The sequence below is a fragment of the Vibrio celticus genome, from assembly GCF_024347335.1.
In the GTDB taxonomy this organism is placed as follows: Bacteria; Pseudomonadota; Gammaproteobacteria; order Enterobacterales; family Vibrionaceae; genus Vibrio; species Vibrio celticus.
This window is the reverse complement of sequence record NZ_AP025463.1, coordinates 1564696-1581048: the sequence shown is the minus strand read 5'-3', so window position 1 is coordinate 1581048 and position 16353 is coordinate 1564696. Positions and strand designations below refer to the sequence as shown.

The 16353-nt window shown below is 40.6% G+C and carries 19 protein-coding genes and 2 tRNA genes; 7 read left to right on the top strand and 14 right to left on the bottom strand.

The window, feature by feature from the left end; genetic code table 11:
- Positions 1-78 precede the first annotated feature (78 nt).
- From OCV19_RS07355 to OCV19_RS07345, 3 genes are all read right to left on the bottom strand, one after another.
- Positions 79-1038 (bottom strand): Kiwa anti-phage protein KwaB-like domain-containing protein, encoded by a 960-nt coding sequence (locus OCV19_RS07355; protein ID WP_065675560.1) that lies wholly within the window; start codon positions 1036-1038, stop codon positions 79-81.
- The gene (locus OCV19_RS07350; RefSeq protein WP_083994265.1) at positions 1039-1659 is read right to left on the bottom strand and encodes a hypothetical protein; all 621 of its coding nucleotides are present in this window, start codon (positions 1657-1659) and stop codon (positions 1039-1041) included.
- A gap of 173 nt (positions 1660-1832) precedes the next feature.
- Complete coding sequence (locus OCV19_RS07345) at positions 1833-2021, bottom strand: AlpA family transcriptional regulator (RefSeq protein ID WP_065675561.1); 189 nt, start codon at positions 2019-2021, stop codon at positions 1833-1835.
- A 456-nt stretch (positions 2022-2477) separates the two neighbouring features.
- On the opposite strand from OCV19_RS07345, the gene radC reads away from it, so the two are divergent.
- From radC to OCV19_RS07320, 5 genes are all read left to right on the top strand, one after another.
- The gene (radC, locus tag OCV19_RS07340) at positions 2478-2945 is read left to right on the top strand and encodes a RadC family protein (protein ID WP_065675562.1); all 468 of its coding nucleotides are present in this window, start codon (positions 2478-2480) and stop codon (positions 2943-2945) included.
- On the top strand, positions 2942-3394 hold the full coding sequence (locus OCV19_RS07335) for a DUF2787 domain-containing protein (protein WP_065675563.1): 453 nt from the start codon (positions 2942-2944) through the stop codon (positions 3392-3394). The genes radC and OCV19_RS07335 overlap by 4 nt, the downstream gene beginning before the upstream one ends.
- Positions 3395-3416: 22 nt before the next feature.
- Positions 3417-3860, top strand: a complete 444-nt coding sequence (locus tag OCV19_RS07330; RefSeq protein WP_065675564.1) for a DUF2787 family protein — start codon at positions 3417-3419, stop codon at positions 3858-3860.
- Positions 3861-3987: 127 nt separating this feature from the next.
- Positions 3988-4548: a tyrosine-type recombinase/integrase gene (locus OCV19_RS07325; RefSeq protein WP_065675565.1), complete on the top strand. Its 561-nt coding sequence runs from the start codon at positions 3988-3990 to the stop codon at positions 4546-4548.
- On the top strand, positions 4545-4787 hold the full coding sequence (locus OCV19_RS07320; protein WP_065675566.1) for an AlpA family transcriptional regulator: 243 nt from the start codon (positions 4545-4547) through the stop codon (positions 4785-4787). Before OCV19_RS07325 ends, OCV19_RS07320 begins: the two co-directional genes overlap by 4 nt.
- 79 nt (positions 4788-4866) lie before the next feature.
- Here the strand turns inward: OCV19_RS07320 and OCV19_RS07315 are convergent, their stop codons facing one another.
- The 8 genes from OCV19_RS07315 to OCV19_RS07280 form a co-directional block, all read right to left on the bottom strand.
- Complete coding sequence (locus OCV19_RS07315) at positions 4867-5499, bottom strand: inovirus Gp2 family protein (RefSeq protein ID WP_240508229.1); 633 nt, start codon at positions 5497-5499, stop codon at positions 4867-4869.
- Positions 5500-5802: 303 nt separating this feature from the next.
- Positions 5803-7263, bottom strand: coding sequence for a YfjI family protein (locus OCV19_RS07310; RefSeq protein ID WP_065675567.1), 1461 nt, complete (start codon positions 7261-7263; stop codon positions 5803-5805).
- A 53-nt stretch (positions 7264-7316) separates the two neighbouring features.
- On the bottom strand, positions 7317-7556 hold the full coding sequence (locus OCV19_RS07305; protein ID WP_065675568.1) for an AlpA family phage regulatory protein: 240 nt from the start codon (positions 7554-7556) through the stop codon (positions 7317-7319).
- A 129-nt stretch (positions 7557-7685) separates the two neighbouring features.
- Positions 7686-8759: a hypothetical protein gene (locus tag OCV19_RS07300; RefSeq protein ID WP_065675569.1), complete on the bottom strand. Its 1074-nt coding sequence runs from the start codon at positions 8757-8759 to the stop codon at positions 7686-7688.
- 194 nt (positions 8760-8953) lie between these two features.
- Positions 8954-10195 (bottom strand): integrase domain-containing protein, encoded by a 1242-nt coding sequence (locus tag OCV19_RS07295; protein WP_065675570.1) that lies wholly within the window; start codon positions 10193-10195, stop codon positions 8954-8956.
- Positions 10196-10381: 186 nt separating this feature from the next.
- A tRNA-Val gene (locus tag OCV19_RS07290) sits at positions 10382-10458 on the bottom strand.
- A gap of 69 nt (positions 10459-10527) precedes the next feature.
- A tRNA-Val gene (locus OCV19_RS07285) sits at positions 10528-10604 on the bottom strand.
- Positions 10605-10772: 168 nt separating this feature from the next.
- On the bottom strand, positions 10773-11435 hold the full coding sequence (locus tag OCV19_RS07280) for a DUF2726 domain-containing protein (protein ID WP_048658548.1): 663 nt from the start codon (positions 11433-11435) through the stop codon (positions 10773-10775).
- A gap of 272 nt (positions 11436-11707) precedes the next feature.
- On the opposite strand from OCV19_RS07280, the gene OCV19_RS07275 reads away from it, so the two are divergent.
- The gene (locus OCV19_RS07275; protein WP_048658547.1) at positions 11708-11893 is read left to right on the top strand and encodes a hypothetical protein; all 186 of its coding nucleotides are present in this window, start codon (positions 11708-11710) and stop codon (positions 11891-11893) included.
- A gap of 138 nt (positions 11894-12031) precedes the next feature.
- On the opposite strand, the gene OCV19_RS07270 is transcribed toward OCV19_RS07275, so the two are convergent.
- Positions 12032-13996: a tetratricopeptide repeat-containing diguanylate cyclase gene (locus OCV19_RS07270; protein ID WP_065675571.1), complete on the bottom strand. Its 1965-nt coding sequence runs from the start codon at positions 13994-13996 to the stop codon at positions 12032-12034.
- A gap of 261 nt (positions 13997-14257) precedes the next feature.
- On the opposite strand from OCV19_RS07270, the gene OCV19_RS07265 reads away from it, so the two are divergent.
- Entirely contained in the window at positions 14258-15364 is a 1107-nt protein-coding gene (locus OCV19_RS07265) for a M20/M25/M40 family metallo-hydrolase (protein ID WP_019824125.1), read from the top strand.
- A 108-nt stretch (positions 15365-15472) separates the two neighbouring features.
- Here OCV19_RS07265 and OCV19_RS07260 read toward each other — a convergent pair whose 3' ends face one another.
- Positions 15473-15895 carry a DUF3859 domain-containing protein gene (locus OCV19_RS07260; RefSeq protein ID WP_048611912.1) on the bottom strand — a complete coding sequence of 141 codons (423 nt, stop codon included), beginning with the start codon at positions 15893-15895 and terminating at the stop codon, positions 15473-15475.
- Positions 15896-15973: 78 nt separating this feature from the next.
- Positions 15974-16342: an ATP-binding protein gene (locus OCV19_RS07255; protein ID WP_065675572.1), complete on the bottom strand. Its 369-nt coding sequence runs from the start codon at positions 16340-16342 to the stop codon at positions 15974-15976.
- Between the last annotated feature and the right edge of the window lie 11 nt (positions 16343-16353).

The window sequence follows — 16353 nt, the reverse complement described above, 5'->3', positions numbered from 1 at the left end:
TCCCTTTTCTTAATTTCAAGCTGACCTAATGATAAACCCACTCCGAAATCTTACAAAAAAAGTGATCACGAATAAATATTATTCTGTTACTACAATTTCAACCCGATCAGCGTCAACCATTTGTTTTTTGATCAGAGAAATAAAGCGTTTGTCATTGATTAGTTTTAGAAATAAATCGATATTGTTTTCATCTACGACAAACTTACCATCATCATCAACATCTATGCTCCACTGATGTTCCGCAATAATTGTTTTCATATCTTCGATAAACTGTTGGTCTTCAAAGTAACGAGTTTCTTCAGCAGAAACTAAACGGCGAAGTAGTGTTTTATTTGTGCCTATTGCAACTTTTAAATCATCAACTGAGGTAATAATCCCATTATCTGCAAGGGCATCCACTAACAAATCTCGTTTGGCCTCTAAGCCTTCACGGATGTTCAAGCCCAGTTCATAGTTTGCTTTATCTCGGATAAAAACATCATCACCATATGAGACAAAGTCGAAATAATCTCTAAATGAGAACGTATTTCCTACTTCTACTTTCTTAAAATCACCATCTGCGAATATCCAACTTGAAACAGTGGATGCTCTCCTAAGGTTCCAGCCCCCCTTTACCTTAGAAAACGCAAAAAACTTATGCTCACCGAGACCAAATTCCACCACTAATGCCCATGCATTGTGGAACTCGTTGATGTTTGTTACCGGGTCATTATCTGCACCTAAACGTATTTTTTCAATTACGCATGCAAAGTCAGTAGCTTGAACAGAGTGAACTAAAGCTCTATCTTCATCTGTATCCACAGTAAGTGCAGAGTAAGTTGATAGTTCTCGTATTGGTTCTACATGGTTTTCCACCCCCAAAAAGAACTTACGTAAAGTTGCGACTAAATCTGTATCCAAGCCATCAATGGATACGCTAAGAGCCCTGTAAGAGTGCTGACCCGCATTTGTGCTTTTTTTAACAACCCACAATCGAACATTAAGAGCATCAAAATCAATGCCTTGAATATCATTTAATACTTGCAACTTATCTTGCATCTAACCACCTTTATTAGAAACTATACCCATATAGTTGTTGAGCTTCACGTAACTTTCCCTATTGCCTGACAATAAGTCATGCTTAGATAGCATTACACATTCTTTTTCATTCCCGGCTTCACTGTACTTACAGTCATACAAGCCATAACCAAGAGCGGCCAAAATCGGATTGATAAACACACTCTGACTCCGTACAGATAGCAAACACAAAACAGCCAAAAATAAGAATAGTGATGTAATGTCTTGCCACTTACTGAGGTCAAAAGCAACAAAGGAAATCATGTATGGAATTGTATAATTGACTACTTCACTAGACCTGCTTTTAGCCGCAATCACCTCTATATCGAATGGCATCTTGGTGATATTACGTAATATGTAAGCAAGAAAAACTAAACTTGCTGTGGACAATAAGAAAAGTGAAATGACGACCTCAATGTTCCCAAATTCTATTGAGCAAGGCACTTTTATGTAATTAAATATAAGAAATGGCGTTTCTAGTTCATGTTCAAACCAAGCTATGCTCTTGACATCCTTGATGATCATGATGAGAAACAAAGGCATGTAACCACTAATAAAGATAGCTACAGAAGAAAACAGCCTAGTTTTACTTTTTCGATTCATAACATCCTCATTCTTATCAATATCATTGTATTTAAGAGGGTTTTTATATGCAATAGAGCTTTACTTTTAATCAAGTATCCACACATAATTAACCTTCTAATAAGTGAACAAAAGATATTCTGACCTTCTTTACGGCATAGAAGGAAGCTGTAATAGCTTCCATCCATTATCTGTCAATCAACGCTATCACGCTCACCAATACGCTCCAATACCCAATCTGTCACCTCTTCTTCTACCCATGCCACTGAACGACAACCTAATGACACTGCTTTGGGAAATTGGCCTTCACTCATGTACTTGTAGATGGTAGATCGTGCAAGACTGGTTAAGGACATGACTTCTTTTAGTTTGATTAATCTCATGATGAATTCCGGTTAGTTCAACTCATGAGATAACGAGAATGTGCATTTAATTACTCCACTGCGTAAATCACCACACTCCAACTTTTTTTAGCCACACATTACCTTTCTGGAGCCAGTGAATCGCAGGCTTCCATTTATGCACTTTTCTTAAATCAAACTAATCAGGAGGCACTTATGCCATTTGTTTTCATTGCTGGCTTTATCGTTGGCGCTGGCTTGTACCACATCAACAAGGAGGCGAATGGTGAATCCCCACCAACCAACTAAGACGCTAATCGAATTGTTCATCTATGGCGTTGTGAGTGGTTACAACTGGGCTAAACGACAAGATAAACAGCGACCATAACATACAGCGGCCCAGCGTTGTTGGGCTGCTTCTATGGGGAAGGATTCCATTATTTTTTAACCACATATTACTTGGATGCACATACCTTTAACGCACAAGAAGGAAAGTACATGCATTCAAATCATTACACGCCAAACGAGCCTACAGAGCTTCGTCAAATCCTAGAGACCGCAGCGACTCTGCTCGCGGCCAAGTATTCTCGGGCTGGCTCATTCACCAGCCCAGAAAACACTAAGCAATACCTACAGATGAAACTTGCGCATTACGACAGAGAAGTGTTTGCCGTGATGTTTCTTGATAATCAAAACCAACTGATTGAATACAAGGAGATGTTCTTTGGCACCATTGATGCCGCTAGCGTCTATCCAAGGGAAGTCGTCAAGGAAGGATTAATGCTGAACTCGGCAGCGGTTATCTTTGGTCATAATCATCCATCTGGCTTGCCTGAGCCATCACAAGCTGACCGTAGAATTACTCAACGTCTTTCTGATGCATTAGCACTAATTGATATTCGAGTATTAGATCACGTTGTGGTCGGTGAGCAATGCGTGTCCTTTGCTGAGCGAGGTTTGTTATGAGCCAAACCACACCGCATCGACTGCTGGTGGAATACCTCAATGCCCTTACTGACCGATTAGATATCCCTGCCTTTGCTACACGTATCGCCCTTAACTTTCGAGTGTCGAGCTACTACCAAGATCGTAGTGGTTTTCATCCTGTAGAGATCCAACTCAATAGATCGACAAACCAATCAGACAACACTCATTGGAGCATCGTCTTTGTGACTAGCTTTGCTTACCCAGATGAGCAAACCGAAAAGCTGGAGGTTGAACTCTACTTCAATTTTCTGCGTGGATGGTTCTATCAACCAGACATTGAACGTTGCGATCTCCACCAGCCACAAGTAACCAGTCTATATCAAAGCTATGAACGGTCTTTCCTCAAACAAATTCAACAAGGCTCCTTTGACGGTATCCAAGCAACACTCGTCAATGTCGACACTCCTACTAAATCATCGATTGCATAACCACTAACCAAGGAGGCATACCATGCCAGCCGCAACCAAAATTCAAACAATGCAGTTTCACCCTTGTGTGCTGCCTATCTCTACTCGCTTTCATAACGCAATCACTAAGCAGGTTCAGGAAGCGAGTCTGGATTACTATTCAGATACCTTAACCATTAACTTTCGTGACACGAGCTATAACGCTGAAGCTGGTGGATATCATCCAGTAGAAATCATGATCCGCAATGAGGGTGATAAGTGGCGACTCTGTTACATCACCGACTTTGCCTATTCTGGAGGTGTCTATCCAGAGCTAGCCATCGAGCTTGATTTCAATATTGAGAGCAACATATTCAGGCAGATGTTTTTAGCACCTTGCGCTTTAGCACATCGAGAAGTGAAATCTTTCTATCGAACGTGGGAAGGTAACTTTTTGGAGTATTTATCTGATGGTGTGTTTGACCAAATCAAAGTCACCAAGATCTGAAAAGAATCCAAGTTCCCATTTTAGCAATTTGGGAACTTGCCAACCCTTATGGAACAAGGCTTTTCGTTTGTGGACTGCTTTGAAGTTCCTCTAATCATCATTTTCATCGAAAAAAGGAAGCTGCGTTATGGCAGAAGTTCAAGCGGTGAAAAACCGTGACACAATCCAGCTCATCGGCCACTTATTAGAAATACGGCATAGTAAGCAAATGTCAGACATCTGGAATGTAGGTATCAATCTCGCTTTACGGATTTCTGATTTGTTGGCGATTAAGTTCAGCGACATCGAAGAAGACCGTTTAACCATCCGTGAATCTAAAACGGGCAAAGTAGCGCAGATAGCACTAAATCCAAGAAGCTTAGAAATCATCCACCGCATTAAAAAGGAAAATCCACACCACATCTACTTATTCCAATCTTACCGAAACCAACAAGCGATAAACAAAGCTGCCAGCCCATTGAGCCGTCGGGCTGTTAGCCAAGCGTTTTCATCGATTGGTGAAGAGATTAGTTTTCCGTTGGGGACTCATTCGATGCGAAAGACCAGAGGCTATCACTTATACAAAAGCACCAAAGATATTGCACGAGTAATGCGGATGCTTCGCCATAGCTCAGAAGGCGTGACTCTGCGATATATCGGTGTGACACAAGACGATATTGATAATGACTTTAGGGAGTTAGTATTATGAACAACGAAATGAATAATATTAAAGAGTTACCAACTTCCAGTCGCCTATTGCGATTGAAAGAGGTGATTCAGGTTACAGGTATATCACGCTCATCACTTTACAAGTATCTCAACGAAGGACAATTTCCGCCTCCCATATCACTAGGCGCTCGCTCTGTCGCTTGGATAGATCATGAAATTCAAGCATGGATAACAACAAAAATGAAACAGAGAAGCAATAAAGCAATCCAAAATTTATAGATTGACTTTCCAAAGAGGTTATTTGACACCTCTTTTTTTGCACTGACTCATATATATACCATAAATACTCTACAGAAAATTAACTCTTACTCGTCCCGTAAAAACGCACCCTAGTATTACCACCATAAGGCTTTGTTTTAAGCTTCGCAAAATAACTTAGCCTGAACATTACATCATTAAATGTTTCATGAAATGAGGGAGAACTCTTATTTAATTGATATGTTGAATTCTTATTGGGAATATGCACCAACCCCTTCACATCATTCACTGAACATTTTATTGCACTCGCCCAAGCCTCTGAAATTCGATTAAAGGTATTATTCCTACGGCTATCAACCTTGCCAAACGCTCTGTACACATTGTAGTTCAAAACTAGAGCAACATGGTAATGCCAACCTTCGTTACCACTCAACTCTTTCACCCATACGTAGTTGATACAGCAATTAATACTACGATTCCTGTTTTTACTTTTCCTTTTTAAATCATATTGAATCTTAAAACGCAGAGAATCAAAAAACTTCGATATTATATCAGTAGGTCCTGAATAACCTGTAGGAAACTTCAGCTCAAAACGCATAACAAGAAGACGGTTATGGTCAGACAAAGATTTAACTATCATTAGTTCATTCGCCATTAATATTCTATGTATTAATGGACCATATTTACGTATAACACGATATCCATTAAAAAAATTAGATTCAATTAACTTCATTAAAAATACCTTTATTTTTAACAATCAACAACATTCACTTCCTTCTTAAGGAATGAAGAAATAAACAACTATTAATAATTACAAGATCTATATATATTACTATAACCGACAAAATATCAAACTCAACTAACAGCTAAACTAGGGGATAGATAGATACCACTTTATTATTTTGATGTTTACCCCCCTAGTTCATTCTTACTTATTACTCTGGACTTATGCACAAACTACCCTATCTATATTTATTGTGAATCTAACTTATTATCTATAAATTGTTACCTCTATGGCTAATCGATTTAATGTAAATCAAATAGAAATATTCAATCCCAAATCAATCATGATTTTCGCATCATTACGTGGACAAAGAGGACAGAGATCGACGACCCTTGTCTTTGGTTTGATCATAATTTCACTTAATATATAATTGGGTTTTAGGTACTCTAATGCTTGCTCTAGGTTTTTTTTGTTTCTTGTCCCATATGGCCCAAATTGAAAAATATCATTTCGCTTAATATATCTAATGCCTGAATTTGAAAGCGTTAGAAACCATTGTATTAAATTCTGGGCATCTACTGCACACTTCGGAGGGGCAGAAAACACTTTCACAAACTGACCAGAAAAATAGCTCATCAAATTAATTGACTCTATAAGTGTTTTCGCAGAAATTTCATCATTTAAGTCACCATCAAAGCAATGAATTAAAGCCGCTAACCTAGCGATATTTTCTGGTAACTTTGAAGCATGATCTGCAACTTGCTGAAAGATACCGTTAGGTCCCATCTTTACTTCAATATCGTTGTAAACATCCTGCCATATTTTTTTAGCTTCATTGGAGAATCTAACAATTTTTCTATTGGTGTAATTAGACATATCTAGGGATTCCGATAACCAATGATATAGCTTACCGTTAAATTCCTGTATACCATCTCGTGAGTAATTTATCCCTGAGGACTGCCTAAAGCCAATATTGGATGATGGCGCACAAACAAGAAGACGAGCCAAGAATCCGTTACCACGCACACTATCCTTTGATTTTTTAATATAGCGATCTAGCGCACTTGATTGCGTCATTATATGGACGGTTAACCGAGCGCTTTCCACTGTGTATGAACCTGCCACTTTCCTATTAACAGTAATATCATCACCACTCCACATTGCATTTAGGCTAGCTGTTTTCGCCATCGCTCGGCTGTTAAGTAACACTCCCCCTTCACTAGACCCAAGAAAAGCATTTGGCACATTCTCACTGAGACCACTCAGCAATGCTTCAATAGTACTATCTTCATATGTGAGCAAATTGAGTTTTGGTTTAATTGGTTTTTTTTCTTCGAGTTCGAGTAACTGGTTTGCCATTGACTCACATTCAAGTTCATCATCCAAATTGACTAACTTTTTTATACGAGCGACTTTTTTTTCATGTAACTCAAGTTGAATCTGGTATCTATCTAATTGTGTTTGGTAACATTCAATATTTTCTTTTTGAAACGATTTGATTCCTTTTGTGAATAAATTCTCTACTGATGATTTACGCTCTCCTGATTCTGCAATCGTTAACCCCATTAGTGAGACAGGGCTTACTTTTCCCGTGGGTATTTCTACATCAATAACGCCTTGTAATGCGAGTGAAACGGAACTAATAGCGGTCATATAGATCATCGAATCAGGCGCTTGCGTGATGAATTTAGCCTCCATATAGGCTTTAGTGATTAGTGATGACGGTGAGACAATGGGAAAGGCCTCCGACGAAATTGGAAATTGATATAACATGTGCACTCCTATCGATAACGACATAAAATGATTAAATTTTGATAACCACCTCTCTAATCACACCCTGCGATAGAGTTATTTCTCATCAAATTTAACCAAGTTTGCATATCTCCCATCAACCAACCTACCGCTCTTGCGCCTAGTTTGATTTTCTGAGGAAATGAAGGGTCAAAACGTTTTGATGAAGGGTTTTGTTTGTCATAGATAGTCGACCGAGAAAGGCCCGTCATTAACATGACATCCTTAAGTCGAAGAATTTGGTTTGAACGAAGTTCTGAGTGAGTAGATAACATTTAAAGCTCCTTAGTTGATTTAAGGTGCCATTAAACATTAAAGGACAAAGTTACAAAAAGGAGTGGAGTTGATTTTTCGGCATAAAAACCCACCCCAGCCCTTTATACAAAAGGGCTACGACTCTTTTACTATTTTAATTTTTTGTACTTATCTGGCCTGATAATTAATTCTATTGCATGAATATATGTGTCATTTGTATCAAGAACTTCATGTAGTTCATCTAAAACATTCCTGGCTATTTCTTGTACATTTTTCTTGCTCAGCTTAGTATCTGATAGCCAGTGGTGGCTATAAACTTCTTTGACAAGATTGAAGTTTTCACCTGTTTTGTCTTTAATCAGAAAAGCTCCCGCTTCACGCTCTCCCTTTTTTTTAAAGCTCTTAAAATTGCGAAATAGGTAGCCTGAACAGCCACCGGAGACAACGGATGCGTTTTTAACATACAGAGCATACCCACAATTCGATAGCTCCCGTAATGCAGTAGATGCATGGTACTCCGGTTCCAGGTAATATGCGCTCTGTTGGTAATCTTTGTCGTTGAACACTAGCTTTGAAACATCACTCTCTCTAATAACGACTTCTAACAAGCTCACTGATAAATTGAGTTCACTTCCTATTGGAAAGTTAAAATCACTGTTACTGCGTGTCGCTTTATCACAAAGTACAAAACGCGAATTACTCATCCCATTTTTAATTTTCTGCATTATGGGATGACCATTATCGGTATTACTCCCAAGCTTAAAATCATAAGGAGAAACAGGTATTGACTCATTTAAGGCAAAGTGTTGCTCTTTGTCATCGAAAGTAACCACACCTTTGAATGTATCAGTCGTGATATTTTCAGAAGCTAAAAGCTTTTTCGTATCACTTTCTGTTACTTGTAGATATTCAACACCAGCAACTAATGTAGATGCTCCTAAAAAAAGAGTGTTAATTTTGGGTGGATTAACACGAGAGAGATATTCTCCTTCCAAAAGATGATGCATGAGCATGATTTTTTTTGAATAATCGCTTTCACTTAAAACAACATCTTGCCTTGTCAGTTCATCCAGTTGCTTATCAATGCCCCATACGCTGTAACCATTGGGTACATCAACTAACAGCGGTATATCGAGCTCAAGACACGTTTTCAGCTTATCCTTCATTGACACTTTCGTATCAATGTCACTCAACTTATAAAAAACCTTGTTGATAAATCTCAAACCATCATCCTTGCAAGCTACCGATAAAGAGGGCTATTCATGCTATTAATAGCATAAATAGCAGAGTATCGGACTCAATAAAAACTGGAAAATGATGTCGATGTCAACGTTCTTCTCATGCACGAGATAACATCATGGGAAATTTTTAAAATATTAATGGTATTGACACTCAGTTATGCTTAGAGCTAATCAACCTAACTCACAACCTTAAGACTCTTCTTACCACTCATCGACAAGCTCCCCGAAGCCGCTTCTTCAATGTGATCACTCCACCACGCCATTAGAACTTTACGACGTTCAAGGTAGTCTGTGCGGTTGTATGCGCTTCTTACCTTATCTCTATCCACATGAGAAAGTGCGGCTTCTATAATATCTGGATCGAAGTTTTGCTCATTTAAGGTGGTACTGGCTAATGCGCGCAAACCGTGGGAAGTTTGCCTACCCTTCATGCCCATTCGTACCAATGCTTTATTTGCTGTCTCTTTGTTGATGTGATTTTTGTTACTTTTGTCAGCAGGGAAAAGGTATTCACTATCACCCGTGATGAAATCAATCGTCTCTAATAGGTCTAAAGTTTGTTTTGTTAAAGGAACAGTATGCACTCTTCCCTTTTTCATTCGCTCAGCAGGAATGATCCAAAGCATCTTATCTCTATCAATCTCATCCCAGCGTGCCCCAGCCGTTTCAGCTGGTCTTGTCATGGTATGAAGTTGCCATTCTAGCAAGCAGCGAGTAATAGGTTTAATGGATGCGTAGTTGATTGTTTTGAGGAGCTCTGGAAGTTTATCTGGGGCTAAAGAAGCTTGGTTGGTTACCTTGGCAGTTTCAAAGGCTTTACCAATGCCTGCGAGCTTGTTGTGCTCAATCACACCCGTGTTTACTGCAAAGGTCATTATCTCATTGAGGTTACGACACAAACGCCCCACTGTTTCTAATTTACCTTGGTTCGCAATGGGTTTAATCGTTTTGATCGCTTGAGGCGCTGTAATATCGCCAAGTGGAAACTTACCTAAGTCAGGTAAGAGGTACTTCTCAATGCGTTGCTTTAATTTCTTAGCCGTTTGCTCTTTGACGCTTGTTTTCTTCACTTCAATCCAGTCATCAAATACCGACTGTAACGTATTCGACAATTCTAACTGTTTTTCTCTGAGTGTCGTATCACGGTGCTCTTTCGGGTCAATACCATCAGCGAGTAGTTCTCTTGCCTCAATCGCTTTGGTTCTTGCTTTGGCTAATGAGACGTCAGGGTATTTACCTAAGGCTAGGTTCAAGCGCTTTCGTGAAATGGGATGATAATAAGAGAAACGCCATAGTTTTGTTCCTATAGGCTTAATCTTCAATGATAATCCATCACCATCACCTAAATTATATTCTTTCTCTTTAGGCTTTGCTTGTTTGATTTGAGTTGCCGTTAAAGGCTGTACTTTTTTCGCCATCGTAACCCCCTGAAGTAACCTCAAAATTGCTTAGATCTTAAAAGACTACTTCAGAGATTACTTTAAACGGTGGATTTTACAACACATCACGGGACCTCTTGGGACCAAAAAATGGCTAAGAGCCTGATAAAACAAGGAATTACAGGCACAAAAAAGCCCACACTAGGTGGGCTCTTTCGTATAATGTGGTGCCCGCTACTGGACTCGAACCAGTGACACCTTGCATGTCATGCAAGTACTCTAACCAACTGAGCTAAGCGGGCGGTGTTCTAATTTCTTATTACTACCATTGTGACAAACTCAATAGTTATGCAATAAAAACAAGTAAGGAATGGTGCGTCCGAGTGAACTCGAATCACCGACCCCCGCCATGTCAAGGCGGTACTCTAACCAACTGAGCTACGGACGCATTCCTTTAGAACGAGGAAGATATTAACGACTGATTTATTGCGGCGCAAGTAGAAATTACACTTGAATCAACCGTTTGCTCTTATTCGCACCAATACGTTGAATTTTTAGACGTGAAACGTAAATAAAGTTGAGTTACATCACACTAAGTATTGAGTGTTGCTTTACGTTATTCCTCATCCACATCGAACACAACATTGTAGTTCTCGGTGTAAGTACAATTAGGTTGACGGCTACATGTAAAGAAGCGTCGGCCTTTGTAATCGCCTTGGCTTGCCAGTTTGATGATCATCGGGCTACCACATTTCTTACAAAATCGAACTTCTTTGGATGGTTCGATTAAATCAATGTGCGCTGCCAGTAACCTCTTCAAACGGCTTACTTGGTAGCTGTGTTTAATCGAAGCACCAATCAAAGGTAAACCTGCCGATTTACAGACGTGAATCAGTAGCTTTTCGCGGTCGACCTTCCCTTTATTGAGCTCTTTACCGTTATCGAGTTCGATGATCACACGGGGTTCTAACGTTCGTGGGTCGCAGACGACAAAATCAAAGTAACTACGAGAGATCTTGTTGTTGGCGATAAACCAATTCTTCTTGTTGTTCGTCTTCGCAGGAACAAGTACGTTCGACATGCTGACTTTGGCAAACACTTCCCCATGGTTACCCACAGCGGATTTAAGCGCATTATAGAATGTCGCCTGTTGCGCCGACATCAACGCCCCTTTCTTCTGATAAGCATGGTCTTTGGTGTCATCATGTTTCACCACATACTTTTGAATAAAGTAAAAGAATACAACCAGAACAATTACAACGATAAAGATATTAGTCATTTTCCAACACAATCAAGTCTGTATAGGGATTAAGAGAGTGGCTAGCGTATGTAGAAAAGCATCACCTGGCAAGCAAAAGAGCGAGAGTTACCAACCAGAATCACGACCTTTGAGCGCTGCAATCACCGAGAGCTCGCTCCCACGCTAGACACATCTCTCCTATTTGATATCCAAACCATCAATTACACTCTAGATTGATTTAGATCAATTTACCTTAACTTGTGATCAACTAGTCTGAAAAACGTTAGGCAAATATTAATAAGGAAATTGATATGGAACTCAAACAAGACCCAAGATGTTATACCGATGTATGTGTAGACGGTAAGTGGTTCCACTATGACCACTGCGGAACTCGAGCTTACATGTTAAAAGGTGGCGCTTCCGCTGTTATTGAACTAGCAAGAGAACCTTCTACAGAGGGCGAACTGGTTGAAATGCTGCAAGGCGTCGCTAAATAACTCATATAGATAAACTCGATATACCGCTAAGTAAACCACACCTTTAACTCAAACTTTGATATTAGCGTTTTCAGAGTATCCCAGAAGCCATTCTTATCTCTCGAAGATCAGAATGGTTTTTTGTTTCCTGATGAGCGATTAATTTTCAACGATGATAACTTGGTTCCTACCCGACTCCTTCGCTTGATATAATGCATCATCCGCGGCTTTGAGGTACTTCTTGCAAGTATCATGGTTGAGTTGCTCTTGAGTAATACCAATCGACGCCCCTATCGATGTGGTGAGGTTTAAAAAGCCGGAGTGTGTATCAATTGGCGTTTCAGAAATAGCTAAACGGATAACGTTCAACTGTTGCTCTGGCTCAATGGAACCAGACAACAGCATTACAAATTCTTCACCACCCCAGCGAGCCACGACGTCATTCGGGGATAAATGTTGTTTTACTCGCCTTGCTACTTCCACTAAAACCTCATCACCAATATCATGGCCAAAAGTGTCATTAACGCGTTTAAAATGGTCAAGATCTAGAATAACCAGACTGATTCCAAACTGTGAACTATTAAATGACATTGGTTGTGTTAGAAGTTGTTCCAAGTAACGTCGGTTATATAAGCTTGTCAGTTCGCATCTTGTAGATTGCTTGAGTAACTCTTTGTTGGTCTTCTGGATCGAGCGCAACCTTATCAAAAGTAATGTGGCACTTATCATCACCATGATACCCAAGGCGACAACAATTCGATTCCGTAGCTGCTGCTTATCTAATGTCAGCTCACCAAGCTCCTTCTCTGCATTTAGCAGTTCATTCTCTTTAGCTAAAGATGCCGTTGCAAAATCTTGTTCGAGCAAGAAAATATCGCTCTGTCGCTTGTCAAACAACAGTGCCTTGTTACCCTTGTAGTAGAGCTTAAAGTAGCGAAGCGCGTTCTCGCTGTCGCCTCTCGAGTCATAATATTCTGCGAGTGTTCTTAAACCGAGGACTTTCCAGCTGCGAGAGCCAACAATATCGAACATTGCATGCGACCGCTTAAGATCAGCAAAGACAAAATTGTCTCGATTCAAACCAATGTTAGCTAAGGCTCTGTTTAAATAACACTGACCCAGTTGAAGTGTGTATTTGTCCACTCCCGGATATCTAAGGCACAGGTTTGCGACTTGCCGTGCTGACTCAAAGTTCTTTTCCGCCAACAACACATCACTCTCTGCTTTTAACAAGATGATTTTGTATCGCTCGCTGACGTTATCGCCATTGAGTTTGGCGGCACTTTGATACGCCTCTCGGCCTTTCACTAACTCACCACTTCGCAGATAGGCAAAAGACTCATTCACATGTAACACACCGATGGTAGAAGCTTCGAGGAGCCCGCTGTTGTAATAGAGTTTTTTGGCTTTTTGAATCAGCTCGAGCGCTTTAGGCCAATCTTCCAAATAGATATAAAGTAATGCCATGTTAGACACTAACTTGCTGTTGTAGATGTGATGAGGGTACTTCTTGCCCAGATCTAAGCCTTTATGGAAAAAGTATTGAGCCTCAGGAAAGTCATTGCGGATATTGTTGATGACACCAGCCGTATTATAGGCCTTAATCAACAACTCTTCATAGTGGAGCGATTCCGCGATATCTATCGCTGCTCTGATTTGGATTTCAGATTCCGCTAGCTCCCCTTTACTGATGTATTCGATCGCCAATTCAACCAATGATTGGGCCTTTAGCCAACCCATGTGTTCGTGTTGTGCGAGTGCTTTAATCTGTCTGACGTATTCTGAAACCGCTTCGGTATCCAACTTATGTTGCGCGAGGTTTGACAGAATCATCAATTCGTAAGCACGATAGATGGCTTTATCTTGGTCTGGAAACTTGGCTTGGAGAGCCTCAAGTTGTTGGGAAGCTAAATTAGGGTCACCACGAGATACATCGAGAATATCAATCAATGTAGATCCATACTGAGAGAGTAATAACTCTTTCTCGGGACTATACACACTCGGATTTTCAGGGCGAATATGCTTTAAATCGTCATCATAAGTTGGGTAGAGCAAATACAGCCCCAGCACAACACTCATCAGCACCACTAAAAGGAATGAACCTAACACATTGTTTCTATTCATTTATCAGTGCCATTATTGATTACATTCCAATTTCATCGACGTATGTTTAAATGCGGTCAAACATTATACCCGACAGATATACAGATTAAAATCCTGCGCATCGGTGGATCTGAGTTGGGTTTTTCTCATTAATTAGAATAATCAGGCGACTTTCTTGATTTAACTCAGACAATCATCTACCTCATTGGCGTTATAGTGATTTTCCTGTTCCTACCTCCGCGGCTTCTTTTCGAACAAGCGGAAGCATAATGAGAATTAACAATGACCCAAATTAATGAACAACGTCTAGTCGACCATTTCTGTGATCTTGTGAAAATCGATAGTGAATCACGCAACGAAAAAGCCATCGCTGAAGCGCTGGCTGAGCAGCTAGGCGAACTAGGCTTTGACGTACACAAACTGGCAGTTCCGGAAGAAGTATCGAACGGTTTCAACATCTACGCACGTTTAGATGGCACACTTCCAGGTAGCACAGTATTCAGCTGCCACATGGACACAGTAACGCCAGGTATCGGCATTGAGCCAATCATCGAAGACGGTATCATCCGTTCAAAAGGCAACACGATCCTAGGCGGTGACGATAAGTCTGGTATTGCGGCTATCATGGAGGCGGTTCGCGTAATCCAAGCTGAAGGCCAAGCACACAAAACGATTGAAATCGCATTCACCGTATTCGAAGAAGGCGGTCTATTCGGTTCTCTGAACTTCGATATGTCTTACATCCAATCTGAGCACGCTATTGTGCTAGATACAGGCGGTCCGATCGGTACTATCGTAAATGCAGCACCTGGCCAACAAAAAATCGTTGCGAAGATCAAAGGTCGCCCTGCTCACGCTGGTTTAGCACCAGAAGAAGGCATCAGTGCGATTCAAGTGGCAGCAGACGCTATCACTAAGATGAACCTGCTTCGTATCGATGAAGAAACAACAGCAAACGTGGGTATTGTTGAAGGCGGTCAAGCAACTAACATCGTAATGCCAGAGCTTAAAGTCGTGGCTGAGGCTCGCTCTCTAAACGGTGAAAAACTAACAGCACAAGTTGAACACATGATCTCGACATTCGAAGAAAGCGCGAAGCAATTCGGCGCTGAAGTAGAAATCGAATCAACTCGTGCTTACGATGCATTCGTTATTGCAGACGATCACCCGCATATTCTTTCGATCAAATCAGCATTTGAGAAGCTTGGCGTAACAGCGAACACTAAACGCACTGGCGGCGGTAGTGATGCAAACAACTTCAACGCGAAAGGCCTAACAACAGTTAACCTTTCTACTGGTATGGCGAAAGTTCACACCACTGAAGAGTACATTGCAGTGAAAGACATGGTCGCTATCACTGAGTTTGTTGTAGCTTATGTAACGCAATAATCGAATCCATTAGTTAGGTAGTCACTTCTATCTAGCACAATGAAAAAAGCCGAGACATCATCACGATGCTCGGCTTTTTGCTGTTTAGGTGAACATAGAAGGTCGAACCTAAAACCCCCTACGCTTCCAGAATTGGCCTTCGTCTTTTGCTACTAGGTCGAATGTCTTGTCGGCGATGATGTTGCCTTTTAGCTCAACCGTCATACGCCATTTTCCTAGTTTGTTCGAGACAGGTGCCCAGATAGTGTCACCTAAGTAAAAATCCCAATCATTGTTGCCGACATACTCTTCACCATCGAACGGTTCGAGCACTTCACCTTTGTCTGTGGTGATGTTCGGGTGATAAATGCAGTAACGGATCTTCTCACCTTTGGCTTTTTTGATATTCAAGATATAGCCAAATTCTACGTCGATTTCAGCATCAACGATGGTGGTGAACTCTTGGATTTTTGGAAGATCTTTAGATTTGGAATCCCATGTGGAATAGATACCATAAGAAGTCATGTCGACCACAACAGAGCGCTTTGCCATTTCAATCGTTACCTTGGAGTTGTTCTATTAATTTAATTCTATTTACCATACAGCCATGCAAGCAGAGGAAGAACGAGGCTATTCTTGCCAGTCTTTCGCCATACGTTTAATCACCGACGGCTCAATGTCGTGAATGCTACCAAACTGCTCTCGACATACTTCGATGATCAAGTCAGCTTTGTATTTTCTTGCAAGTTGACGGTAAGCCTTCATTTCCCAATGCTTAATAAAGGTATTCGAAACAACAACATCCAACCCTTGCTTCAAGCCATTCTCTGCAGTGTTCTGACACCACTCATGAGCTTGCTGTAACTGCCTAGGATCAAAATGGTAGTCACCTTGCTCATTCACGTAATACATATCCGCTTCGACATGCAATGCATCGTAGGTTTTTGCTTTTGTTGACTTGCCAGAACCGGGCAACCCTCGAATGAGTATTAACTTCATCTGTCACTTTA